The sequence below is a fragment of the Sphingomonas sp. genome (assembly GCF_965200105.1).
In the GTDB taxonomy this organism is placed as follows: domain Bacteria; phylum Pseudomonadota; class Alphaproteobacteria; order Sphingomonadales; family Sphingomonadaceae; genus Solisphingomonas.
In genome coordinates, this window is the sequence record NZ_CBDATN010000002.1 from 868034 (window position 1) to 891963 (window position 23930).

Annotated in this window: 27 protein-coding genes and 1 tRNA gene; 8 read left to right on the forward strand and 20 right to left on the reverse strand. The window is 71.8% G+C overall.

Going from position 1 to position 23930, the window contains the following annotated elements:
• Nucleotides 1-2: 2 nt before the first annotated feature.
• From ACOFKX_RS05555 to ACOFKX_RS05650, 20 genes are all read right to left on the reverse strand, one after another.
• Nucleotides 3-2177 carry a phage tail protein gene (locus ACOFKX_RS05555; RefSeq protein ID WP_419826070.1) on the reverse strand — a complete coding sequence of 725 codons (2175 nt, stop codon included), beginning with the start codon at nt 2175-2177 and terminating at the stop codon, nt 3-5.
• A gap of 3 nt (nt 2178-2180) precedes the next feature.
• Nucleotides 2181-2573, reverse strand: a complete 393-nt coding sequence (locus ACOFKX_RS05560; RefSeq protein ID WP_419826071.1) for a peptidoglycan endopeptidase — start codon at nt 2571-2573, stop codon at nt 2181-2183.
• Nucleotides 2570-3355, reverse strand: a complete 786-nt coding sequence (locus ACOFKX_RS05565) for a DUF2163 domain-containing protein (protein ID WP_419827352.1) — start codon at nt 3353-3355, stop codon at nt 2570-2572. Before ACOFKX_RS05565 ends, ACOFKX_RS05560 begins: the two co-directional genes overlap by 4 nt.
• A gap of 35 nt (nt 3356-3390) precedes the next feature.
• Nucleotides 3391-5724 (reverse strand): DUF2460 domain-containing protein, encoded by a 2334-nt coding sequence (locus ACOFKX_RS05570; RefSeq protein WP_419826072.1) that lies wholly within the window; start codon nt 5722-5724, stop codon nt 3391-3393.
• A gap of 2 nt (nt 5725-5726) precedes the next feature.
• Nucleotides 5727-6293, reverse strand: a complete 567-nt coding sequence (locus ACOFKX_RS05575; protein ID WP_419826073.1) for a tail tape measure protein — start codon at nt 6291-6293, stop codon at nt 5727-5729.
• Nucleotides 6286-6489 carry a phage tail assembly chaperone gene (locus ACOFKX_RS05580; protein WP_419826074.1) on the reverse strand — a complete coding sequence of 68 codons (204 nt, stop codon included), beginning with the start codon at nt 6487-6489 and terminating at the stop codon, nt 6286-6288. The genes ACOFKX_RS05575 and ACOFKX_RS05580 overlap by 8 nt, the downstream gene beginning before the upstream one ends.
• Nucleotides 6486-6800, reverse strand: coding sequence for a gene transfer agent family protein (locus ACOFKX_RS05585; RefSeq protein ID WP_419826075.1), 315 nt, complete (start codon nt 6798-6800; stop codon nt 6486-6488). The genes ACOFKX_RS05580 and ACOFKX_RS05585 overlap by 4 nt, the downstream gene beginning before the upstream one ends.
• Complete coding sequence (locus ACOFKX_RS05590) at nt 6797-7204, reverse strand: phage major tail protein, TP901-1 family (protein ID WP_419826076.1); 408 nt, start codon at nt 7202-7204, stop codon at nt 6797-6799. Before ACOFKX_RS05590 ends, ACOFKX_RS05585 begins: the two co-directional genes overlap by 4 nt.
• Nucleotides 7205-7218: 14 nt before the next feature.
• Nucleotides 7219-7605, reverse strand: a complete 387-nt coding sequence (locus ACOFKX_RS05595; RefSeq protein WP_419826077.1) for a DUF3168 domain-containing protein — start codon at nt 7603-7605, stop codon at nt 7219-7221.
• Nucleotides 7602-7823: a hypothetical protein gene (locus ACOFKX_RS05600; protein ID WP_419826078.1), complete on the reverse strand. Its 222-nt coding sequence runs from the start codon at nt 7821-7823 to the stop codon at nt 7602-7604. The genes ACOFKX_RS05595 and ACOFKX_RS05600 overlap by 4 nt, the downstream gene beginning before the upstream one ends.
• The gene (locus ACOFKX_RS05605) at nt 7820-8128 is read right to left on the reverse strand and encodes a head-tail adaptor protein (protein ID WP_419826079.1); all 309 of its coding nucleotides are present in this window, start codon (nt 8126-8128) and stop codon (nt 7820-7822) included. Before ACOFKX_RS05605 ends, ACOFKX_RS05600 begins: the two co-directional genes overlap by 4 nt.
• Nucleotides 8125-8661, reverse strand: a complete 537-nt coding sequence (locus tag ACOFKX_RS05610; protein WP_419826080.1) for a head-tail connector protein — start codon at nt 8659-8661, stop codon at nt 8125-8127. Before ACOFKX_RS05610 ends, ACOFKX_RS05605 begins: the two co-directional genes overlap by 4 nt.
• A gap of 109 nt (nt 8662-8770) precedes the next feature.
• On the reverse strand, nt 8771-9904 hold the full coding sequence (locus tag ACOFKX_RS05615; RefSeq protein ID WP_419826081.1) for a phage major capsid protein: 1134 nt from the start codon (nt 9902-9904) through the stop codon (nt 8771-8773).
• Between the two features lies 1 nt (nt 9905).
• Nucleotides 9906-10361, reverse strand: coding sequence for an HK97 family phage prohead protease (locus ACOFKX_RS05620; RefSeq protein WP_419826082.1), 456 nt, complete (start codon nt 10359-10361; stop codon nt 9906-9908).
• Nucleotides 10358-10666, reverse strand: a complete 309-nt coding sequence (locus tag ACOFKX_RS05625; RefSeq protein WP_419827353.1) for a DUF6127 family protein — start codon at nt 10664-10666, stop codon at nt 10358-10360. Before ACOFKX_RS05625 ends, ACOFKX_RS05620 begins: the two co-directional genes overlap by 4 nt.
• Nucleotides 10666-11832: a phage portal protein gene (locus tag ACOFKX_RS05630; protein ID WP_419826083.1), complete on the reverse strand. Its 1167-nt coding sequence runs from the start codon at nt 11830-11832 to the stop codon at nt 10666-10668. Before ACOFKX_RS05630 ends, ACOFKX_RS05625 begins: the two co-directional genes overlap by 1 nt.
• A 56-nt stretch (nt 11833-11888) precedes the next feature.
• A complete protein-coding gene (locus ACOFKX_RS05635; protein ID WP_419826084.1) occupies nt 11889-13199 on the reverse strand; it encodes a DNA-packaging protein in 1311 nt (436 codons plus the stop codon).
• A complete protein-coding gene (locus ACOFKX_RS05640; RefSeq protein ID WP_419826085.1) occupies nt 13189-13689 on the reverse strand; it encodes a hypothetical protein in 501 nt (166 codons plus the stop codon). Before ACOFKX_RS05640 ends, ACOFKX_RS05635 begins: the two co-directional genes overlap by 11 nt.
• A 130-nt stretch (nt 13690-13819) precedes the next feature.
• Nucleotides 13820-14101 (reverse strand): UvrB/UvrC motif-containing protein, encoded by a 282-nt coding sequence (locus tag ACOFKX_RS05645; protein WP_419826086.1) that lies wholly within the window; start codon nt 14099-14101, stop codon nt 13820-13822.
• A 33-nt stretch (nt 14102-14134) separates the two neighbouring features.
• Nucleotides 14135-14641 carry a DUF6456 domain-containing protein gene (locus ACOFKX_RS05650; RefSeq protein WP_419826087.1) on the reverse strand — a complete coding sequence of 169 codons (507 nt, stop codon included), beginning with the start codon at nt 14639-14641 and terminating at the stop codon, nt 14135-14137.
• A gap of 99 nt (nt 14642-14740) precedes the next feature.
• Between ACOFKX_RS05650 and ACOFKX_RS05655 the strand changes: the two genes are divergently transcribed.
• The 8 genes from ACOFKX_RS05655 (at nt 14741) to ACOFKX_RS05690 (ending at nt 23795) form a co-directional block, all read left to right on the forward strand.
• Complete coding sequence (locus tag ACOFKX_RS05655) at nt 14741-15301, forward strand: helix-turn-helix domain-containing protein (RefSeq protein WP_419826088.1); 561 nt, start codon at nt 14741-14743, stop codon at nt 15299-15301.
• Nucleotides 15302-15335: 34 nt separating this feature from the next.
• Nucleotides 15336-15410 (forward strand) — tRNA-Val (locus ACOFKX_RS05660).
• Between the two features lie 565 nt (nt 15411-15975).
• Complete coding sequence (locus ACOFKX_RS05665; RefSeq protein ID WP_419826089.1) at nt 15976-16065, forward strand: potassium-transporting ATPase subunit F; 90 nt, start codon at nt 15976-15978, stop codon at nt 16063-16065.
• Between the two features lie 13 nt (nt 16066-16078).
• Entirely contained in the window at nt 16079-17782 is a 1704-nt protein-coding gene (gene kdpA / locus ACOFKX_RS05670) for a potassium-transporting ATPase subunit KdpA (RefSeq protein WP_419826090.1), read from the forward strand.
• Between the two features lie 15 nt (nt 17783-17797).
• On the forward strand, nt 17798-19828 hold the full coding sequence (gene kdpB / locus ACOFKX_RS05675) for a potassium-transporting ATPase subunit KdpB (protein WP_419826091.1): 2031 nt from the start codon (nt 17798-17800) through the stop codon (nt 19826-19828).
• 12 nt (nt 19829-19840) lie between these two features.
• Nucleotides 19841-20437, forward strand: coding sequence for a potassium-transporting ATPase subunit KdpC (kdpC, locus tag ACOFKX_RS05680; protein ID WP_419826092.1), 597 nt, complete (start codon nt 19841-19843; stop codon nt 20435-20437).
• On the forward strand, nt 20434-23109 hold the full coding sequence (locus ACOFKX_RS05685) for a DUF4118 domain-containing protein (RefSeq protein WP_419826093.1): 2676 nt from the start codon (nt 20434-20436) through the stop codon (nt 23107-23109). The genes kdpC and ACOFKX_RS05685 overlap by 4 nt, the downstream gene beginning before the upstream one ends.
• A complete protein-coding gene (locus ACOFKX_RS05690) occupies nt 23106-23795 on the forward strand; it encodes a response regulator (RefSeq protein WP_419826094.1) in 690 nt (229 codons plus the stop codon). Before ACOFKX_RS05685 ends, ACOFKX_RS05690 begins: the two co-directional genes overlap by 4 nt.
• Nucleotides 23796-23930 lie beyond the last annotated feature (135 nt).

The following is a 23930-nucleotide window of genomic DNA, read 5'->3' on the forward strand; positions in this document are numbered from 1 at the left end:
GATCATACTCCCGTCGGAAGACCTAAGGTGGCGCCCGGCCGCGACGGCGCGAGCGTGCCGAGCTGGACGATGGTCGCGAGCGCCGGTCCGGTGCCGAGCGCGGTGTCGGGGAGCGCCAGCCCCGGCTTGTCGGTCTCGTAGGCGGCGGAGGCGGCGTCGTGGGTCACGACCACGCGGTAGCGCTCGGATTGCTCGCCGAGCGGCGCGTCGCCGCCGTCGACCCAAGCCCAGCCGGTCCGGCTGCGCCGCGTCCAGCGGAGCATGGTCGCGCTCCCACCGCGGCTCGCACGGAGTGCCACCGGATCCGGCGGCGCGAGCGCGCGGCCGACGAAGCCGATCGCCGCCTCGGTGGGCGCGGCGTCGCCGACGCTTGTCGCCGCAACGCGCAGCCTGGCCCCGATCGCGCGGGCGGGCAGCGGCCAGGCGACAAGCGCGTCGGGATCGAGCAGCAGGAAGGGCTCGCCGGCCGCGTGCCCGCTCGCCGCGGCCTCGCTGCCGCGCCGCCCACGCAACAACCGCCGCAGCCGGTAGCGCGCGGCGCCGATCGCCACAGCCTCGCCGAACTGGACCAGTTCGTCGCCGATCATCGCGAGATTGGACGTCGCCGACCAGCCGAGCAGCGTATCGCCCTCCAGCGCCATGCCGTCGTGAGACAAGGTCACGTCCACCGATGACGCCTCGTCGATCAGGTAGGAGGAGCCGGGCGGCAGCGCGGTGTCGGCCACGCCCATGATGGCGGGCGCGGCGGTCTGTCCGATCGTCTCCCAGCTCTGGCCGTCGTCGATGCTGCCGATCAAAGTCGCGCGTCGCCAGCCCGGCCCGTCGCCTGCCGCCGCGATCAGCAAAGTCGGGATGTCCGACGCAGTATCACCCAGCGACGGGAGGTCGAGCAGTACGAGGCGGGTGGCGCCTTGTACCGCGTCGGCCTGCGCCGCGGCGCGGCCGGCTTCGGCCGGGACCGGAAGGCCACCCCCGCCGGGCAGCGCGACCGCCTCGATCGTCACCGCGGACGCCTCGAAGCGCCGCCGCGTTACTCGCCAGCGGCCGCTCGCCCCCGGCAACGTCACGATCGACCCGGCCGCGAGATCGAGCCTGCGCCACGGCAGCGTCACCGTCGCCGCCGTCCGCTCCGCCCATTCGCGTTCCAGCCACGCCTGCGCGATGCCCCGCGCATCGGCGGCGGCGATCGCGGCGGGAAGCTCGATCGCGCCCGCGCGCCTGCCGGCGGCACCCCGCCGCGCCGCCTGTTGCCCCGCCTGCCAGTCGCGCGCCGGATCATAATAGGAGACGGTCACGACCTCGTTCAGCGTGCCGGCCGACCGGCGGTCGATCGCGATGCGCGGCGCGCGCGTCTCGCCGTCGCGGGTGCCAAGCTCGTCGGCGACGATCGCGGCGGCGTCGGACGCCTCGTCGACGAGGCGCAGCCCGTCGCCATCCTCCGCGAACGCCACCGGCAACGCGCGCGCGACCGCCTCGATCGCGCCGCGCACGCTGTCGCCGCTCGCCGCGTAGCCTACCAGCGCCGGGCCGCCCGCCCCGGCGATGGCGCCGCCGGAGAGCTCTGCCGCGATGGCCGAAAGCGTTACCGGCTCCGGATCCGCGACGATCTCGAAGCTTAGCGAAGGCAGGCGGTTGCCGAAGTCGCTCAGTTGGAGATCCTCGAACACCGCGTAGGCGAGGCCGCGATGCGCCGGCGTCGCGTGGATGCCTTCGGCGGCGGCGATCAGCGGATCGACCGGCTGGGCCTCGTCGCCCAGGTGGAGGCGGAAGTGGCCGAGCTCGCTCTTCCAGTCGCCGTCCGCGCCGCGCAGCAGGTTGCCGTCAGCCCATATCCGACCCACCGAGCGGATCGGCCGCTCCGACAGCGCCACCGCGAACGAAGTCGAGTAGCTGTAGGTCGTCGTCTTGGGTTGGCCTTTCGCACCCGACTTGTGCCGCGACTCCAGGAGGTCGGTCGCCCAGATCACCGATCCCGCCGCGCGCATCGTGCCGAACAGGCGCGGCAGCTCGGCCCCATAGGTCGAACTCTGCACCGCCAGGCTGCCGAGCCGGGGACCGCGCGCGCCCTTGGGGGTGAACAGCGCCCGATCGACCTGGCTGCCGAGGGCGGCGCCGATCGCGCCGCCGATCGGTCCGCCGACCAGCGTGCCGACGGCGGTGAGAACGAGTGTCGCCATAGCCTATCCTCTCGGGCGATGCCGGCGCGCGACGAGCGGCCAGCGGGGCAAGCCGGGCACCTCGACGACGCGGCGCAGGCCCGCATCGGCGTGGACGAAGCCGCTAGCGGTCGCGATCGCGAGGTGGAGCTGGAACGGGCCGGGACGGAGCAGCAGCAGGTCGGCCGGGCTCGCCCCCTCCGCGTCGCGAAATCCGAGCCGGTCGAGCGCCGCCAGCACCGCCTCCTCGCGTCCGCCGCGCAGACGGTAGCCGGCGGGCACGTCGGACAGCGCATATGCTCTCGCCACCAGGCCCACGCAGTCGAGCCCGTGCGACGGGTCGCGCCCGTGGAGGCGGAAGCGCGCGCCGAGACACGCGCGCGCGGCGGCGACGACCGCCGCCTGCCCCTCCGTCATCCGCCGGTGCCGTAGCGCGCGAGCAGATCGTTGCCCGGCAGGTAGGGCTCGCCACGGAAATTGGCGGCATTGGCGAAGCGGGAACGACAAGTGGCGAGCAGCCGGTCGCAACCCTCGGTGAGCTCGACCAGCACCCCCGGCTCCGGGCTCGCGAAGGGCGGATCGCGCAGCGTCAGCGTGGCGCCCGCCGACAGGGCGATCGCGGCGCCGAGCCCGGCATTGCCGCCGCCCAGCCACCTGAGTCGCCCGAAGCCATAGGCGTTGGCGGAGGGCTCGCTCGCGTCGAGCGTCAGCACCATGCCCTCCGCCTCCGTCACCCGCGCGATGCGCGTGCGCGGCGCGAGATCGACGCGGCAGCGCTTGTCGCCCAGTTCGGCGCGGCAATCGGGCGAGGTACGCTCCACCACCGGTCGTTCGAGCAGCGCCGCGGCTCCACGCAGCTCCACCGTGAAGGCGCCGTCGCGGATCGTCACGTCGCCGAGCTCTCCGCGCGCAATCGCCAGCGTCGGCGCGGATGGATCGTTCCAGTCGGCTGCGAACAATGTGAGGTTCGCGCCGTCCCACCGCCCGGCGGCGAGATCCGCCTCGGCGATCGCGTCGTCGGTCAGCGCACCGTCGAGATCGAGCGTGTCGACATCGAACCCGTCCGACTGGCTGATCGCGGAGGGCAGCATCCCCGGCCGCGATGAGTAGAGCACGCCGTCGATAGGCAGATCGCGATCATGTGCGGTGAAACCCAGCGTCACGCCGTCGAGGCGATCGAGCCGCCAGCACAGCGCCATGGTGGTGAGCTCGCCCTGGAGCCACGCCGGCGCACTCACGCGCGAACCTCGATCAGCGGCACGCTGGGCGCGGTGCCGGCACGGAAGGTGGCGGCGGACACCTCCAGGCTATCGGCGGCGAAACGGACGGGTACGTCGAAGCGAAAGCCGGCGGTGACCGCCGCACCCGCCGCCGGCGCCGTGCCGAACGTCACCACGCCTCCGTCGAGCGTCCAGCCGGTCAGCCGCTCCGCGCCGCCGACCGCGACGCGGACGCTGCCCGCCACCGGCCGGGCGATCGTGCGGACCTGCGGATCGTCGTCGCCATAGCTCTTCACCAGTGTGAACGACACGCGCTTGCCATCTCCCGTGCCGAGCCGCTGGTCGCCCGGCCTAGGATCGGACAGTCCGTCGATCGCCGAGCTCTGGTCGAACGGGTCGCGGAAGCGGAACGCACGCGCCGCACCGCGCCGCGCGCGGAAGAAGGCGAGCAGGAGGCCCATGTCGCTTTCCGATCGCACGCCCGGCCCGGCGTCGTAGCGGGCGCGTGCGTCCGCCCAGTCGCTGTTCCTCTGCTCCACGCCGGCCGCCGTCGTCACGATCGCGGTGGAGAAGGCGGGCGCGGCCGACGCCTCCCGTCCCAGCGCCAGCGGGAAGTCCACGTCGTCGAATGCCTGCACCTGTCCCTCCCCGATGGCGAAGCGCGTGAAGCCGTCGCGCACCACCTGCGGCAGCGCCCAGACGAAAATGCGAGGCACGCCGCGCGCGCGCGCCGCCTCGCCTGCCGCGTCGATCAGCGGCCACATCGCCGGTCCGTCTTCGGGCCGCAGCACGAAGCCGGTCATGTAATCCTGCTGCGCCACGGGATAGCCGAGCCGCGCGGTCGCTGCCGCCGCGCCGCGCGCGGACGACGCCGCGTCGCCCGCCGTCACCCAGTCATAATCCTCGAGCTGGAGACGATCGAAGGCAGGCCTTGCCCAGCCCGTCGGCAGGTTCGCGCGGGCGACGTCGGGCGTACGCGGATCGAGCACGGTCGGCAGGTAGGCGAGCAACAGCGTCTCCGCGCCGGGCGCCACGCCGCGCACCGCCGCGCACACCGAGACGGTGGACTGCGCCAGCAACGCGCCCGCCGCGTCGAGCACCGCGCGCACCGCCGCCGGCTGCGGCCCGAGGATGCTGCCGACCGCGTCCACCCCCACGCCCAGCTTGGCGCGCGCGGCGGCGTCATGAAGGCAGATCGTGCCGTCCGCGCGCACCCACCACCAGGGCTCGCCGCACTGGAAGCGGACGGGTACGCCCGCCTCCACCGCCAGCGACGCGAACGCCGCCGCCACGGCACGCAGATAGTCCATCGCCGGCCCGCAGGCGGGCGAGAGCAGCGTGGACGGCGGATCCCAACCGGTCAGCGCCGGCGTGCCGTCGGGTGCGCGCTGCTTCCAATCCTCCCAGCAATGCTGGTCGAGCAGCTCCCAAGACAGCGACAGGATCGTCTCGAAGCCGAGTGCGCGCGCGTGGCGCAGGAAATCGCGATGCCATGCCGCGCACGCGACGTTGAGTACGCCGCCTGTCCGGCTCGCCAGGAAGCGGCCCGATCCCGCATCCCAGCCGAGCCGGAAATAGTGGCTCATTCCGACATAATGGTCGATAGCGCCGCGATAGCCGAGCGCCAGCGCCTGCCCGAGCAGCCGCGCCGGGGTCTGCGAGTAGCCGTCGTCGAAGCCGGTGGCGATGCCGGCGCCGTGCGGCGGCACCAGCACCTGACCGATCGCCAGTACCGATCCGGCGCCATCGCAGCGCATGCCGGTCAGCTCCACCCAAGCCTCGCCGGGCGCGGGCAGCACGTCATCATGCCCCGTATAGCCCGGCGGCACCAGCGACAGGAACAGCCGGTCGATATCGCCCGCCCACACCGGATCGGCTTCGCCGGGCAGCAGGAAGCCGCCGTCCAGCGCGGCGAAATCCAATGTGATCCGAGCGTCCTGCGGGGTGCCCCTGGCATAGTTCCACAGCCGCACGTACCAGGATCGCGGACGCCCCTGCCGGTCGCGCCCCTCGATCGTCAGCGTCGGGCCGTTCACCGCGTCGAGCGGCATCAGCCCCGACGAGCGCCAGCGGAAGACGAGCGTGCAACCGGTGAAGTCCCGCGCCGTCTCGTAGCGCAGCAACGGGTGGTCGAGCCGGTCCTCGGCTTCCCAGATCAGCCCGGCAAGGTCGTCGGCGCGGTAGAATACCGCGTCGACCCGCAGCGCGTCGGGTGCGAGCGTGGTCGCCGCCGCCATCATCGGGCGCGGGAAGTTGACCGTCCAGTAACGCGGATCGAAACGCTTGAGCCACCCGCCGCGCGCCTGCGCGCGCTTCGCGTCGGCGTCGCTCGCCAGCCAGAAGCCCACCTCTAGCGCTCCGCCCGCGCGAGCGCGTCGGACACCGCGCGCGCGACCTGCCGGCCCGATCGCGCCAGCGCCTGCGGCTGGTCGCCGCCCGGGCTCACCAGCGTGATCGCCACGCGCACGTCGCGCGCGCCACCCGCCTGCGGCGCGGCGATATTGCCGGAGGACGTCGGCACGAACATCTCCGGCCCACGCTCTCCGACCAGATAGGCTCGGCCGGGCGACACCGGCCCGCCGGTGGCGCGCCCCGGCAGGCCCAGCGCCGCGCCGATCAGCCTGGTGCCGAGCGAGACGAGCCCGCCGTCGCCGCCGGTGGCCGCCGAGAGCCCGCCCGCGATGGCGTGGCTGGCGATCGCGCCGAGCGCGGCGAGCGCGGTGCGCTCCAGGTCGTCGAAGCCGAGCTTGCCCGATCGGATCGCGCGCGCGAGCCCGCTCTCGATCAGGCGGCCCGCCCGATCTGCGCCGCCGCCCAGAGACTGTTCCAGCGAGGCGCGCATCGCCGCCGCGTCGGCCGCGAACGCGCCCGTGTCGGCGCGGACGCCGACGAGCAGCGTCTCCACTTCCTCATCCATCGGGATGAAGCTCCTTCAAGGCTGCGATCGTCGCAGGCGGCGGCGGGGCCGCACCTGCATCGTCGGCGGTGAGCGCGTCGAGCACGGCGGCAAGTTCCGCCGGCGTCGCGCGCCAGAAGATGTCGGGCGCCCAACCCGCCAGCGCCGAAGCGATGCCGGCGAGCCTGCGCGCATGATCCGCGAAGGCGATGCTCATCGCCCCTTGAGCACCTGCGCGAGCAGCCCGCGCAGCAGCGGCGTCACCGCCGCCAGCCCGGCCTCGACCAGCGCCTCGCCGAGCGTCGCGCGATCGACGCCGTCGGGCCGGTCGGCCAGGCAGTGCCAGAACAGGGCCGCCACCTCGCCGAGCGAAAGCTTGCCCGCGCCGGCCCGCTCGATCAGCTCGAACAGCGGGCCGAGCTCCTGCTCGGCGGCAACCAGGGCGGCGAAGCTCGGGCGCAACGTCAGAGGCGTTCCCGCCACCGTCAGCGCCGCTTCGCCCCGTACGGGATTGGCGGGCGCGCTCACAGGCTCGCCACCTGGCCCGAGGATTCCAGCGCAAGCGTGTAGGAACGTTCGCCATTATAGTCGCCGGCGTAATCGAGCTTGGTGATGAGGAAGCGGCCGCGCATCCGCTCGCCGCCGTCGAACGCCAACTCGTAGCTGTCGATCGTGCCGGCGAGCGCGTTGGCCTTCAGCCGCGCCTCCGCCGCCGATCCGGTGAACACGCCCGCCCCCGCCACCGAGACGCTCCGCGTGCCGGCGCCCGAGAGCAGCTCGCGCCAGCCGCCCGAATCCTTGGTGGTCACCGCCACCATCTCGCCCGCCACCGACATCTGGGTGGTGCGCAGCCCCGCCACCGTCGCGTAGGTCGGGCTCGCCTGGCCGTCGCCGATCTTGAGCAGGAAGGCCGCGCCGCTTTGTGCCGTCATCTCAGGAACCTCCGTCAGCTATGTGAAGTCGCGAGCATTCGCACGCGGTAGTCGAGCCTGGCCGCCCACGGCCCGTCGGGATCGCGCACGATCCGCGAGCGCAGCAGCACGAGGCTGGCGACGCGGTAGCCCGGCAGATCGCGCGGCATCGCCTCTACCGCGTCCTCGGCGGCGGCAGCGAGCGCGTGCAGCCGCGCGGCGGAGCCGCCGTCGTCCCAGATCGCGAAGGACAGGCGCAGCTCGCGCCCGCGCGCGTCCTTCGTGCTCCAGTCCGTCGCCGATCCTTCCGAGATCGCGGCGTAGGGATAGGCGGCGCCAAGCGGCGGCCCGTCATAGACGGCGATCCCCGCCCCGCGCAGCGCCGCGACCAGCGCGCGCTGGCCCGCGTCGGCGGCGTTCATCGCCGCCCGCCCGAGCGCACGATCGCGGCGAAGTCGCGCAGGCGCGGATCGGTCAGCGCGCGCAGCGAAAGCCGGGCGCCGGTCAGCCGCACTACGCCGTCGCTCCACGTCACGGTCACGTCGCGCGGCACCTCGGCGGCGATCGCGGCGGCGGAGCGCGCGGCGGAGCGCGCCAGCGCGGTCGCGGTGGCATTGCCGAAGCGGAGCGGCATCGTCATCGCACATCCTCCGTCCTGAGCGTCACGCGATCGGGCCGCGCTGGATCGCGCTCGACGCCGCGCACGCGCATCGTGCCGCCCGTCCAGGCGATCCGTTCGCCGGGCGGCAGCGGCTCGCGCACCGTCACGGTCCAGCGGCGGAGCGGGCCTGCATCGTCACCCGGCCCGGCAGCCTCGGGCGCGATCCGCGCCCAGATCGTCTCGCCCTCGATCCAGGCGCCGCCCGCCGCGCCGAGATCGTCGCGGGCGGGATCGCGGCCCAGCATGGTCACGCGCGCGGTCAGCGCGCCGGCGAGCGCGCTCACGAGAGCCGCATCCGGCGGAACGGTCGCCACAACGCCGCGACGGCGGCCGGCGGCCCGGCGTCGTCGGCCTCGTCGCGATGCGCGTAGAGGTGGGCGGCCAGCCGCACGACGCCCTGCGCGAGCGCGGGCGGCAGCGACGCCCAATCCGCCGCCAGGCCGGCGCGATAAGAGACGCGCACCCGCACACCCGGCCCGCCGCCGACGCGCACCCAGCCGTCGCCGCCCGCATCAATGTCGATGGCGTAGGAGGCGACCGGCAGGGCACTCGCCACGCCGGCCGCATCGACGATGGCGACGGCGGTGATCGCGCTCACCGGCGTCGCCGGCAGCAGCCGCCACGCACCGTCGGCGGCGGCCAGGATGTCGTTGCGATCGCGGGCGAAGAGCGCAAGTCCGGTGAACCGCTCGCAGATCGCGACGGCTGCCGCTATCAGCAGGCCGAGCAGCGCGTCCTCCTCGCCCGTGTCGATCCTGAGGTACGCCTTCGCGGCCGCCAGCCCGCCGTCGGGCGGCGCGTCGATCATCGTCGCCATAGGTCCAAGATCCCGGTGATGGAGCCACGAGAAGCGCGTCGCGGGCAGGCGGAAGGGGATGTGCCCGCCCGCGACGCGTCCGGCCGGGAGCGCACCCGGCCGGAACCGGTCAGTTCGCGGAGAAGCGCAACAGCTTGATCGCCTCCGAATTGGCGACGCAGCCGCCCACCCGCCGCGTGGCGTAGAAGTGGACGAACGGCTTGTGCGTGAAGGGATCGCGCAGGATCGCGGTCTCGTGCCGGTCGGCGATCAGGTAGCCGGCTCGGAAATTGCCGAAGGCGACGGCGCACGCGCCCGATCCGATGTCGGGCATGTCCTCGGCATCCACCACGGGGTAGCCGAGCAGCGTATCGGGCCGCCCCTCCGCCAGCGCCGGCTGCCACACGAACGCGCCCTCGGCGGTGCGCATCTTGCGGATGACGGAGAGCGTGGCCGAGTTCATCACGAACGCCGCGCCCTGGCGGTACGGCGCACGCAGCGACTGGACGAGGTCGATCAGCCGATCCTCGGGCGTCGCGCCCGGGAAGGCGCCGTCTACGCCGGTGGGCAGCACCTGCAGCGTGCCGAAGGCGCGCGTCGCGTCGCCGGCGGTGGAGACCGGGTTGGCGAGGAAGCCCTTGGGCTTGCCGACGCCGTCGCCGTCGACGAAGGCGGCGCCCTCGGCACGCGCAAACTCGGTGGCGATCTCCGCCGACAGCCAAGTCTCCAGGTCGAAGCCGACATCGTCGAGCATCACCTGCGTGGCGGCAGGGTTGGCGTAGAGGTCGCCCATCGGCGGCGCGACCTCGACGAAGGTGGGCGTCGCGGTCTCGGGCCGAGCGACGTTCTCCGCCGCCCAGCCGCTAGCGATGCCGCCGGCGGCGACCAGCTTGCGGTAGCCCGACGTGCCCACCGTCACGACGTTGGCGATCGCGCGGATCGGCGAGATCGCCCTCAGCGTGTCGTCGATCGTCGCGTCGATCTCGCGCGGCACGGCGTAGCCGCCCGCGCCCCCGGCGGTGCCGTCGATCGCCTTCACCTCGACCCCGGCGGTGACGCCGCCGCGCAGGTAGCTGTCGACGAATGCCTTGGTGGCGGGCGCCCGCGCGTCGGACTTGGCGCCGGCCAGCGCCGGACGTCCGGCGACGATCGCGGCACCGTCGAGCTTGGCCTTGAGGTCGGCCATGCCGGCCTTCAGCTCGGCGATGTCGGCGGCCTGCTCGAAACTGTCGTCGAGCGGATCGGACTTGATCTCGTAGCTCATCTCATTCTCCTTGACGGTTGAGAAAAGGGGATTGTTCGTCGGCGATGGCGTGGACGCGCGCGCCCGGCTGCATCGGCAGCGTGACCAGCGACACCTCGACGAGATCGAGGTCGGTCAGTTCGCGGCCGCGGCCCGCCGCGCGGACCTTCCGGGTCCGGTAGCCGAAGCTCAGGCCGCCCACCGCGCCGTCGCGGAGCAGCGCCGCCGCTTCGTCCGCCGCGCGATTGCCGGGAGTCAGCCTGGCGATCACGCGCAGGCCGCGCGCGTCCTCGGCCAGCGTTTCGATGCGCCCGATCGGCCGCGCCGGATCGTGCTGCCAGAGCAGCGGGACGTGGGCGCCGCCGCGCTCCACGGCGCGCGCGAAGGCACCGCGACGGACGACGTCGCCGCCGCGATCCACCCGATCGAACAGCGCCGCGTAGCCCGCGAAGCGCAGCGCAGGGATCGGGGCGCTCATCCGCGCACCAGCGCGACGAGGCCGAGCCGCGCCGCCAGCCCGAGCAGCAGCAGCGCCAGCACCACCCGCGTCGCCCAGCCGACGACCGCGTCGCGCGCGGTGCGCTTGGCGTCGCGCCACGCCGACAGCAGCTCGCGCATCTCGTCCAAGTCGGCGCGCGCGCGGGTGTCGGCGAGACCGAGCCTCTCCAAGGCGCGGGAGGCGCCCATCTCGCTCGCCTCCTCGGCGACGGCGCGCAGCGTCACGAGGTCGCCGCCCTGCTGCTGGCCCTGCTCGACCAGCCGGGCGAGCACGTCGCCGGGGATCACGCCGCCACCTCGCGAGGCGCGAAGCCCAGCATCTGGCGCTTCTCGTCGGGATCGAGGAAGTCGGCACCCGACACCATCGCCCACAGCCGCTCGCGATCCGCGGCCAGCGCCGGCACCGCGTCGAGATCGGGCACCAGCGCGAGATCCGGCCACCAGCAGCGCAGCGCCTCGGCCAGCCCGCCGACGATCTTGCCGACGAGCGGCAGCACGGTGAGCCGCCACAACGCGCGATTGGCCTCCTGATAATTGGCGTAGGTGGAGTCGCCGGGCAGGCCGAGCAGCATCGGCGGCACCCCGAAGGCGAGCGCGATGTCGCGCGCGGCGGCCGCCTTCAGCCCGACGAAGTCCATGTCGGCGGGCGACATGCTGAGCGCCTGCCACTTGAGCCCGCCTTCCAGCAGCATCGGCCGCCCGGCATTGGGCGAGCCCGAGAAGCTCGCCTCCATCTCGGCCTTGAGCCGGTCATATTGATCGGCGGCCAGCGTCGCGCCCGGCTCGCCGGGATCGTAGACGAGCGCGCCGGACGGCCGCGCGGCGTTGTCGAGCAGCGCCTTGTTCCAGCGCGTCGCGGCGTTGTGGATCGCCACCGGCCCGGCCGCCGCGCCCAAGCAGCCCAGCCCGTAATGATCGTCGAGCGGGTGGAGCGCGCGCAGGTGGATCAGCGCCGGCTTGCCGTCCGCCGCCTGCGCGGGAATGCGCGCGCCGGCCTCGCCCACCCGGTAGAGATAGGAGGCCGGCCAGCCCGACGGGTCCGCCTCCACGGTCACGCGCTCGGGGCGGAGCGCGTAGAGTTCGGCAGGCGTGCCGTCGGCGTCGCTCACGATCTGCACGAAGGCGTTGCCGTGGAGGAGAAGCTGCGCCGCCACCGTCTCGACGAGCGGCTGGCCGTTGGACGCGCCGCGCAGCAGCGCGCCCGCCGGGCCGCCCTCCGGCGTGACGTCTACCGGCACGCCGGCCGCGGCTTCCGCGATCAGCCGCACCGCGCGCTGCGCCACCGCGTTGCCGAGGAAGGCGGCGCGCACCTGCGCCTCGTAGCCGAGCGGCCAATCCACCTCCGACCCGCCGAGCAGCCCGATCGCACCCGTCGCGCCGGGGCTTCCGCCGCGCACGCGCGTCAGCGCCGGCCGCGCGGTGCCCCGCGCGCCCCATCCGAACAATCGCATGTCCTGGTCTCCCGTCCGGCCCTCCCAGGGCCTCAGATCTCGCGGCCGGGCCGCCCTCAGAGCCGCCGCAGCCCCGGCGTGCCGCCGCCGCCCAGCATCAGCGCGGTCAGCGCCCAGACCAGCGCGTCGGCGCGATCGGGCGAGCGACCGGGCCCAGCATAGCCGCCGCCCGCCTGCATCCCCGCCATCTCGTCCTCCAGCGCCGGGAAGGCACCGACGTGGGCGACGCGCCCCGCCTCGTAGAGCGCCGCCACCGGCTCCGCCCGCGCCGACTTGCCGCGCGTGGCGTGGACCAGCTTCACCGGCAGAACGGCGTCGGCGGCCCGCAGCACGCTCGACACCATGGCACCACCCTGATTGGCCTCCGCCACGACGCGGTCGGCGCCGTGCCGCGCGGCGGACGCCGCCACCGCGCGCGCCCAGCCCTCTGGCGTCGCGCCCGCCACGCTGTCGTCGGCGAGCACGAAGCCGCGCCCGTCCTCTCCCAGCGCGCAGGCGACGATGCCGCAGGCGTCGCCGCCCACCCCCGCCGGCGGGTCGACGCCGATCACGACGCGTGCCAGCGCCGGCGCCTGCCGCGCCCGGCAGCGTTCGAGGAGCGCGCGCGTCCACAACGCGCCCTCCACCTCCTCGATCAGCTCGCCGTCCAGTTCCTGCCGGCCCAGCCGGGTGCCGCCGTAGAGCGCGGTGACGCTCGCCAGGAAGTCCGCCGACAGGTTGGCGGCATTGTCCTCGGTGCGGCCCTGCGTCACCACCACGTCCGCGCGCGCCATCAGCCAGCGTACCAGAGGCACCGGGCGCGGCGTCGTCGTCGCCACGACGCGCGGCCGCTTGCCTAGTCTCAGGCCGAGCGCGAGATTGTCCCACGCCGCGCGGCCAGCCGGCCACTTCGCGATCTCGTCCGCCCAGGCATAGCCATGCTGCGGCCCGCGCAGGCTCTCGGGCTCGGCGGCCGAGTAGAGCGTGGCGGTGCCGCCGCCCGGCCACTTGAGCCGGCGCAGCGAGGGCTGCCACACCGGCTGCCGCCCGTCGGGCGCGATCGCGAGCAACCCGCTCTCGCCCTCGATCATCACCGCGCGGCCCTCGTCCAGCGTCGCGGCGACCAGCGCCACGCGGGCCGCTCGATTGCCCTCGACGAGCCCACGCACCCACTCCGCGCCGGCGCGCGTCTTGCCGAAGCCGCGCCCCGCCATCATCAGCCACACCCGCCAGTCGCCCGGCGGCGGCAGTTGCGCGGGGCGCGCCCAGAACGGCCAGAAAGCCAGGATGTGGCGCGCGGTCGTCTCGTCCGCCAGCGCCAGCTCGCGCGCGAGGCCGATCGGGGTGAGACCCGCCAGCCGCGCCGCGTCGACGCGTTCACGCCGCATCGCTGCTCTCAGGCGCGGCCGCCGGCGCATTCGCCGCAGCGGCGGCCGCCTCCTCCGCGTCGAGGCGGTCTGCCATCTCCTCCAGCTTGCGCGCCAGCCGCGCCTTGGCGCTCTCGTCGGCGTCGATCGCGCCCGTCGCCGCCACCGCCTCGCGGTGCTGGGCGAGCAGGTTGAGCGCCAGCCGCTCGGAATATTCGCGCGTCTTGCGCGTCTTGCCTTGCCGGTCGATCATGATGACCGGAGTGCCCTCGATCGCGCGCTGCAGGAGGGCGAGCTCCAGCCGGGTATAGCCCTCGCGCAGCGCCACCTCCCACGCCACCCGGAACTCGGCCGACTGGGTTCGGCGTCGGTAGGCGGAGCCCGCCGGCACCATCGCCACCCGCTCGGACGCGGCGACGTTGGAGCTGGCGGCGAGATGATCGAGGAAACGCCGCTCGCGCGCCGTCGACCAGCGCCCGGTGGCGGGCGCCGCCTTCTTCACGATGGTCATGGTCCGTCCCCCCGGGACATGCCAGGGGCCGGCACGGCGTCTTCACCGCCCGGCCCCCGACGCAACTTCTCAGCGTTCCCGGTATGTACCTAAACAGCGGGTCGCTGTCAAGCGGAAAGTGCGTATGCGGTTATCTGCTGCGGTGCTTGCCGCGTCCGCGCGTCATCGGATCGGGTTTCGCCGGCGGCGTCCAACCGGCGGGCGGCGAGACGGACTGGCGGCTGGAGCCCAGCCCCATCGCTCCCGGCTGCTGGCGCGTCAGGCCGCGCGTGTCGGCGGCCGCGGCCTCCTCCGGCAGGGCGCCGCCGCGGATCAGCGCGACGCGATCGCGCAGCCGCGCCGCCTCCTCAAACTCGCCCGCTTGCGCCGCCGCCTCCATGGCGCGGCGCAGATCGTCGATCGTCTCGGCCATCCCGTTCCAACGTCCCGCGCCGCGCCGGGTGCCTCAGGCGAGCCGGTAATGGTCGGCGAGGCGATCAAGCGCGAGCGTCAGCACCACGCGGCCCGCGCGCGCCGGCCAGCCGAGCGCGCGTTCGGCGGTCTCCATGCCTTCGCCCGCGCAGACGATCCGCCACAACACGTCCGAGAGCCCCGCGCCCACCGTCGCCAGCGCGTCGTCGGTACGTCGCTTGGCGGAGATCTGCGCCAGCGTCGGATCGAGCGCGTCGCCAGGGCCACCCCGCCGCCCGCCCGACGGCGCCGCGTCCCAGCGCATCGTCACGCGCGGGCCCAGCCCCGCCACCGTCCAGTCGCCGCGCAGCCGCTCGCCAGCCTCGAACTGCCGCTCGCTCACCAGCCCGCGCGCGCGCAGCCAGCCGAGCGGCGATTCGGCCAGGTTGACGGTGACGCTGCGCGCCGGCCGCCCGCGCCTGGGGGAGCCATCCTCACGCAGCGCGCGCTCGACGAGCAGGCGCTGCCCGTCCTCCGCCCGCCTCTTGAACGCCTTGGTCATGCCGTCCTCCGTTGCTGTCTACCGAGTCGCTTTTGGGTTGCCACGGCCGCCGGCTTGTAGGACAGCGTTTTTTAACCGCATCGGTGATGGAGGCTCGACATGATAACCCGCATCCGCGATGTCCGCCGCGCACGCGGGCTGACGCTCGCGGAGGTCGCGGCGCGTTGCACGCCGCCGACCACCGCGCAGACGATCGGCCGGCTCGAGACGGGCACGCGAACCGTCTCGGTCGGCTGGCTCAACCGCATCGCCGCGGCGCTCGGCGTGGTGGCGGCGGACCTCGTCCAGCTTCCCGACTCGGTCGACCTGCCCGTCGCCGCCGTGCTCGGCGCGAACGGCCCGGCGGCGCCGCGTCGCGCGCGCACCGCCGTGCCGCCGCGCCCCAAGGTTGGCGCAGTGGCGCTGATCGTCGAGGCGGGCTTGGGCGACTATCGGGCCGGCGACACGCTGTGGCTCGATCGCCTCGCGCCCGACGCGTTCGCCGAGGCGCGCAATCGCGACGTGCTGGTGCCCGCGCCAGCCGGCCGCTTCCGCTTCGGCCGGCTGATCGCGGTCGACGGCGGCGATCTCGATCTGCTGCCCGTCGGCGGCGGCGGCGTCGAGCGCGTCGCGGGACCGGCCTGGCTCGCCGTAGCCGCCCTGCTCGTCCGTCCGCTTTGACGCCTCTCCCGCGCCGCCCTAAGGACAATGGCGTGGGCGGTTAGCTCAGCGGTAGAGCGGCTCGTTTACACCGAGCGGGTCGGGAGTTCGATCCTCTCACCGCCCACCACAGGCCGCTTTCGCCGATGAGGAACCGGAGGTGCTGCCGCAGCTCCTCGTGGCTGCCGCGATGGTCCGCTTGACGGTGGCGTCCCTGATGGCCCGGTCCATCCGTTCGACCGGCCGCGGGTCCATGGGCGTCGAGGCCGTCCTCGAGCGGCAGCAGCGTGTGGCGACGGAACGTCACCACCATCGCCTCCTCCCCGCCGCAGGGACGCTGGGCCGAACGACTTCGGTCCTGCCTGGGCATCGCTGACGCTCGCCCGCTCACGGCACTCACGCCTGAGATCTCACGGACGTGACCTCTACGCCGAACATACGCAAAATCGGCTTCTTCGGTCTCGATAACTAATGCGGGCCGAGCCAAAAGATCTCGCACGTGTTCGCTGGTCGGCACCGACCGTTCACGCGTCGGCACACGCGCGGCGGATCTGGCGATCGGATCGGCGAACTTCCGATGGGAGGAACATCCATGCAGGACGTCATCTGGATCGCGATCTTGCTCGGGCTGCTGGCGCTTGCGCTCGCCTATGTCCGGCTCTGCGACAACGCCTGACCGGCAGGACGGAAGAACCATGACTATCGATCTCCTGCTCGCGGCGCTGACCGCTTTCGGGCTCCTCTGCTATCTCGTGGCCGTGCTCGTCCGGCCGGAACGCTTCTGAAGGAGCACCTGCCATGACAGTCCAGGGCTGGATCCTGATCCTCCTCTTCACCGGCATTCTGCTCGCGCTGACCAAGCCGATGGGTCTGTGGCTCTACGCCCTGTGGCAGGGTCGGCGCACGCCGCTTCATGCGGTCCTGGGTCCGGTCGAACGGGGCTTCTACCGCGTGGCCGGCGTCGACCCGGAGGAAGAACAGAGTTGGCGGGCCTACACGACGCACATGCTGATCTTCAGCACCGTATCGCTGCTGTTCACCTACATGATCCTGCGGTTGCAGTATTATCTGCCGCTCAATACGCCGAAATTCCCCGGCATCGGCCCGGATGGCTCCTTCAACACTGCCGTCAGCTTCACCACCAACACCAACTGGCAATGGTATTCGGGTGAGTCGACGATGTCGAACCTTTCCCAGATGCTGACGCTCACGCTTCACAACTTCCTGTCGGCGGCGGTCGGCATCGCGCTCGCCTTCGCGATGTTCCGCGGCTTCGCCCGTCGGGAGACCGGCACGATCGGCAACTTCTGGGCCGACATGACGCGGATCACGCTCTACCTGCTTCTACCGATCTCGATCCTCTATGCGGGCGTGCTGATCGCGGGCGGCGTGCCTCAGACGCTGACCCAGCAGGTCACCGCCACGACGCTCGAAGGCGCGCGCCAGACGATCACGCTCGGCCCGGTCGCCAGCCAGGAAGCCATCAAGATGCTGGGCACGAACGGCGGCGGCTTCTACAACGGCAACTCGGCTCACCCGTTCGAGAACCCGAGCGCCTGGACCAACCTCGTCCAGATGCTGTCGATCTTCGTCATCGGCTTCGGTCTTACCTGGCTGTTCGGCAAGGCGGTCGGCAATACCCGCCAGGGCTGGGCGATCCTGTCCGCGATGGTCATCCTGTTCCTGGCTGGCGTCACGATCTGCTACTGGCAGGAGGCCGCCGGCAATCCCGTCCTCCACCAGCTCGGCGTCGCGGGCGGCAACATGGAGGGCAAGGAGGCGCGCTTCGGGATCGCCGCGTCGGCACTGTTCGCGACCGTGACGACCGACGCCTCCTGCGGCGCCGTCAACGCGATGCACGACAGCTTCACCGCGATCGGGGGGCTCGTGCCGCTGTTCAACGTCCAGCTCGGCGAGATCGTCGTCGGCGGCGTCGGCTCGGGGATCTACGGCTTCCTGCTGTTCGCCATCCTGGCGGTGTTCGTGGCCGGGCTGATGGTCGGCCGCACGCCGGAATATGTCGGCAAGAAGATCGAGAGCCGCGAGGTGAAGCTCGCCGTTCTGGCCATCGCGGTGCTGCCGCTCGCCATCCTTGGTGGGACGGCGATCGCGTCCGTGACCACCGCCGGGCTGGCGGGCCCGCTCAACAAGGGACCGCACGGCTTCTCGGAGATCCTGTACGGCTTCACCAGCGCCGTCGGGAACAACGGCTCGGCGTTCGCGGGGCTGACTGCGGGAACCCCGTTCTACAACGGTCTGCTCGGCGTCGCGATGTGGCTCGGGCGCTTCTTCGTGATCGTGCCGATGCTGGCGATCGCCGGCAGCTTGGCGGCAAAGAAGCACACGCCGCCCTCGGCCGGCTCGTTCCCGACCACAGGCGCGCTGTGGGTGGGGCTGCTCGTCGGCATCATCCTGATCCTGGGTGGCCTCACCTTCCTGCCGAGCCTCGCGCTCGGACCCGTCGCCGATCATCTCGCGATGACCGGCGGTCACCTCTCGTAATCGGAGCCGAACATCATGGCCCGTGCCTCCACCAAGTCGCTGTTCACGGCCGACCTTCTGCTGCCGGCGATCGGCGATGCCTTCCGCAAGCTCAACCCGAGGGAGCTGATCCGCAACCCGGTGATGTTCGTCACCGCCTGCGTGGCGCTGCTCCTCACCGTCCTCATCAACGTCGGCGATGATGGATTGGCGATCGGCTTCAAGCTCCAGCTCATCATCTGGCTCTGGCTCACCGTGCTGTTCGGCACCTTCGCCGAGTCGCTCGCGGAGGGACGCGGCAAGGCGCAGGCGGCCTCGCTGCGCGCCACCAAGGCCGAGCTCACCGCCAAGAAGCTCAAGGACGGACGCACCGACAACGTCGCGGCGAGCCAGCTCCGCGCCGGCGACGTCGTGCTGGTCGAGACCGGCGACCTGATCCCGGCCGACGGCGAGGTGATCGAGGGCGTCGCGTCCGTCAACGAAGCGGCGATCACCGGCGAGTCCGCGCCGGTGATCCGGGAGGCGGGAGGCGACCGCTCGGCGGTTACCGCGGGCACGCGCGTGATATCAGACCAGATCAAGGTGCGCGTCACCGTCGATCCCGGCCAGGGCTTCCTCGATCGGATGATCGCGCTCGTCGAGGGCGCCGAGCGGCAGAAGACGCCCAACGAGATCGCGCTCACCATCCTGCTGGTCGGCCTGACCATCATCTTCCTGATCGCCGTCGCCACGATCCCGAGCTTCGCGAGCTATGCCGGCGGCACGATCCCGGTCGTCGTGCTCGCGGCCTTGCTCATCACCCTCATCCCGACGACGATCGCGGCGCTCCTGTCCGCGATCGGGATCGCCGGCATGGACCGTCTGGTGCGGCACAACGTGCTCGCCAAGTCGGGACGCGCGGTCGAGGCGGCGGGCGACGTCGACGTGCTGCTGCTCGACAAGACCGGCACGATCACCGTCGGCGATCGCCAGGCGAGCGAGTTCCGGCCCGTCGGCGGCGCGCGCGTGGAGGAGCTAGCCGAGGCGGCACTTCTCGCGAGCCTCGCCGACGAGACGCCGGAAGGCCGCTCGATCGTGGTGCTGGCGCGCGACGAGTTCCGGGTGACGCGCACCGCGCTTCCGGACGGCGCCGAAGTCGTCCCGTTCACGGCCCAGACGCGCATCTCCGGCGTGAGGACCAGCGACGCCCTCATCCAGAAGGGTGCCGTCGACTCGATACTGAAGGCCAATCCCGGCGCCGGAACGACCGCCGCGGCAACCGAGCTGAGGCGTATCACCGACGAGATCGCCCGCGCGGGCGGGACGCCGCTGGCCGTGGCCCGGGACGGCCGCCTGCTCGGCGCCATCTTCCTCAAGGACGTGGTCAAGGCCGGTATTCGCGAGCGGTTCGGCGAACTGCGCACGATGGGCATCCGCACGGTGATGATCACCGGCGACAACCCCCTGACCGCCGCCGCCATCGCCGCCGAGGCGGGCGTCGACGACTTTCTTGCCCAGGCCACACCCGAGGACAAGCTGGACCTGATACGCAAGGAGCAGACCGGCGGCCGGCTGGTGGCGATGTGCGGCGACGGCACCAACGACGCGCCCGCGCTCGCTCAGGCCGATGTCGGCGTCGCGATGAACACCGGCACCCAGGCGGCGCGCGAGGCCGGCAACATGGTCGATCTCGACAGCGATCCGACCAAGCTCATCGAGGTCGTGGGGCTCGGCAAGCAGTTGTTGATGACCCGCGGCGCGCTCACCACCTTCTCGGTCGCCAACGACGTCGCCAAGTATTTCGCGATCATCCCGGCGATGTTCATCGTGCTTTATCCTGGCCTCGCCGTACTGAACGTGATGCGGCTGGGATCTCCGAACAGCGCGATCCTGTCCGCCATCATCTTCAATGCGCTTATTATCCCCGCGCTGGTGCCGCTCGCGCTGCGCGGCGTCACATACCGCCCCATGGCCGCCGGCCCGCTGCTCCGACGCAATCTGATGATCTACGGCGTCGGCGGCCTCGTCGCGCCCTTCATCGGCATCAAGTTGGTCGACCTTATCGTCAATGGCATCGGCCTGGCCTGAGGAGTCCGGATCATGAACAACGACATTTCTTCCGCTTTCAGGCCGGCCATCGCCTTCACGCTCCTCCTCGCCTTGCTCACGGGGATCGCCTATCCCTTGCTCATGACGGGCTTTGGCCAACTGGTCTTCCCCTCCGCCGCCAACGGCAGCCTCGTCCGAGACGGTGGCCGGGTAATCGGTTCGACGGTGTTGGGTCAGGCGTTCACCAGCGACCGCTACTTCCAGACCCGGCCGTCGGCCGCCGGCAAGAACGGCTACGATCCGACAGCTTCCTCCGGCTCAAACTTCGGTCCGGCGGCGCAGGCGCTCGCGGATCGCGTCAAGGCCGATATCGCCAAGCGTCGCCGGGAGGGCGTGACGGGACCGATCCCCGCCGATCTCGTCACCGCCTCGGGCTCGGGGCTTGATCCCGACCTGTCGCCGGAAGCGGCGCTCGCCCAGGTCGTGCGCGTGGCCCGCGCGCGCGGTCTGCCCGCGACGAAGGTGCGCGAGCTCGTCGATAGCCATGTCGAGCAACCGCTTGCAGGCTTCCTCGGCGAGCCGCACGTGAATGTCCTGGCGCTGAACCGGGCGCTGGACGCGGCCGCTGCGGCGAACGCGCGGCATTGACGCCCGAGCGCGACCGACCCGCCCCCGAAGCCTTCCTGCGCCAGGCCGCGCAGGAAGGACGGGGCAAGCTCAAGATCTTCCTCGGTGCCGCCCCTGGGGTCGGCAAGACGTTCGAGATGCTGTCCGAAGGCGCCGCCCGTCGCGCCTCGGGCGTCGACGTCGCCGTCGGCGTCGTCGAGACCCATGGCCGCCGCGAGACCGAGGCGCTGACCGAGGGACAGGAGATCCTGCCGCGCCGCGCGATCACTTACGAGGGGCACAGCATCGCGGAGATGGATCTCGACGCGCTTCTAGAGCGCCGGCCCCAGCTCGCCCTGGTGGACGAGCTTGCCCACTCGAACGCGCCAGGCAGTCGCCACCCCAAACGCTGGCAGGACGTCGAGGAGCTGCTCGACGCCGGCATCGACGTCTTCACCACGATCAACATCCAGCACGTCGAGAGCCTGAACGACGTCGTCGCATCCTTCACCCGCGTGCGGGTGCGCGAGACCGTGCCCGACCGCATCCTCGAAGTGGCGGAGATCGAGGTCGTCGACATCCCGCCCGACGAGCTGATCGAGCGGCTGAAAGAGGGCAAGGTCTACCTGCCCCAGGAGGCAAGCCGGGCGCTCAGCCACTTCTTCTCAAAGTCCAACCTGTCGGCGCTCCGCGAGTTGGCGCTGCGGCGCGCCGCGCAAGCCGTCGACGCGCAGATGCTGGAGCATGTCCGGGCAAACGCGCTGGGCGGCACCTGGGCGGGTGGCGAGCGGATCGTCGCCGCGGTGAGCGAGCTGCCCGGTGCCGAAGGTCTGGTACGTGCCGCCAAGCGCATCGCCGATGCCCAGCATGCGCCGTGGACGGCCGTTCACGTCGAGACGGCGCGGACGCGCCAACTGGGAGCGGAGGAGCATAAGCGCATCGCCGCAGTGCTGGCGCTCGCGACCCAGCTCGGCGGCGATGTCGCGACCGTGCCGGCCGTCAACGTGATCGACGGCTTGAAGACCTTCACGACCGATGCACGCGCCACGCAGCTGATCGTCGGCAAGTCGGCACGATCCAGGCTGTTCGAGCTTCGTCACGGTTCGGTCGTCGACCGTCTCGTCCGGGAAACGCCGGGTGTCGCCGTCCACGTCCTGCCGATGGACGAGAAACGGCTTCACGCCGCCGCCATGATACCGATGGCGGCACTCTCGCGGGGCTGGGGAACGCCGGCCGGTTATGCCTGCACCACGGCGATGGTGGCGGTCGTCGCCGCCAGCGGCCTGGCGCTCCAGCACATCCTGAACCTCGGGAACATCGCGCTCCTCTTTCTCCTGCCCGTCATGGCTGCTGCCAGCCTGTTCGGCTTGCGGACCGGCCTGTTCGCCGGCCTGGCAGCGAGCCTTGCGTACAACTTCTTCTTCCTGCCGCCGACCTATACGCTCACCGTCAGCAATCCTGAGAACCTGCTGTCGATCGTGATCTTGCTCGGTGTCGCGTTCGTTACGAGCCAGCTCACGTCCCGCGTCCGCGTTCAGGCGGATCTCGCGGCGACCAGCGCCCGAACGAATGCCGCGCTCGCCGGCTATCTGCGCCAGCTGACCTCGCTCAAAACCTCGGACGAGGTCGCTCGGGCGGCCTGTACGGAGATCGGTCGACTTATGGACCTGCGCGTCGTCCTGCTGGAGGAGAGCACGGCCGGCTTCTCGGTCCAGGCCTCAAGCGCACCGGAACCGCGTCTCGAGACGATGGAGATGGCGGCCGCGCAGTGGGTGAGCGATACCGGGCAGCCCGCCGGCCGCGGAACGGGTACGCTGACCGCGTCTGACTGGCAGTTCCGGCCGCTCGGGGCCGGCGAGCACGTGCTGGCGGTGCTCGGTCTCGCCCGGGACGACGGCGGAGATCCGGTTCGCGCCGATCAGCTCACATTGCTCGGCAGCCTTACCGATCAGACCGCGCTGGCGTTGGAGCGGCTCCGCCTCGAAGCCGAGATGCGGGACGTGGATGCGGTACGCGAGCGTGACCGCCTGCGCTCGGCGCTGCTGTCGTCGGTCAGCCATGATCTTCGCACGCCGCTCACCTCCGTTCTGGCGGGAGCGGCCGAGCTTCGCCGCGAGATCGATCATCCGCTCCTCACGATGATCGAGAGCGAGGCGATCCGCCTGAACCGTTTCGTCTCCAACCTGCTCGACATGGCGCGGGTCGAGGCGGGCGCCATGCGGCTCAACGTCGAACCCACGGACCTGACCGACGCGGTGGGGAGCGCCATCGCCGACACGCGCCGTTCTCTCGCCGGACATGCGGTCGACCTCCGGGTCTCACCCGACTTGCCGCTGGTGCTGGTCGATCCGCAGCTCTTCCATCATTGTCTGCTCAACCTCCTGGACAATGCGGGACGCTACGCCGACCCGGGTACGCCGATCACGGTGGTCGCCGAACGCCACTATGGCGAGTTGTGCCTGTCCGTGGTGGATGAAGGGCCTGGCCTGCCGCCGGGCCGGGAAGCCGAACTGTTCGAAACCTTCCGCCGGCTCGAGGGCTCCGACCGGGTGGTGGGCGGCACAGGGCTCGGGCTGGCGATCGTGAAGGGCTTCGCCGAAGCCATGGGGATGACCGTGGGCGCGAAGGGCCGGCCGGACAAGCGCGGCGCCTGCTTCATTCTGCGCTTCCCGGAGGCGCTGCTCGTCCGTAATGCGGAAGAGGTGGGCGAATGAGCGGACAGAAGATCCTGGTCGTCGACGACGATCTTCACATTCGGCGGCTTCTGCACGGCACGCTCACGCGCGCCGCCTATGGAGTGGTCGAGGCGAAGACGGGACGGGAGGCGCTGGAACGCGCCGCCGATGCGCAGCCGGACGCCATCCTGCTCGACCTCGGGCTGCCGGATCGGGACGGGCTGGAACTCGTGCCGACCCTGCTTCGCCGGGCGCGGGTTCCCTTGCTGGTCGTGTCCGCGCGGGAGTCGACCGACGACAAGGTAGCGGCGCTTGATCTCGGGGCCGACGATTACGTCACCAAGCCGTTCGATGGCGAGGAACTGCTCGCCCGGCTGAGAGCGGCACTGCGCCACAAGGTGATCGTCCAGGGCAACAGCCCCATCCTGCGGGCCGGCGACCTGCGCATCGACCTTCCCAACCGCCAGGTCTGCAAGGGCGACATCGAAGTGCATCTCACCCGCAAGGAATTCGACGTCTTCGCGCAGCTCGCCCTGTCGCCCGGGCGGGTCGTCACGCATTCGCGCATCCTTGCGCAGGTGTGGCCGCTCGAGGAGGATCGGCGCATCGAGTATCTCAGGATCGTGGTCCGCAACCTTCGACGGAAGCTCGAGACCGATCCGGCGCAGCCGCTGGTGATCAGGAACGAGATCGGCATCGGCTATCGCCTGATGGCCGAGGCCTGATCGTGTCGCGAAGGCTGGCGAGCCCAGCGACCAACCCAATTAGGGAACTGCCCTCCGACAACCACGCCCTCCCGCGTCAGCGGGTTCGTTCAATCCCTGCCGATACACGCGTCGTGATGGTGCTGTAGTTGAAAC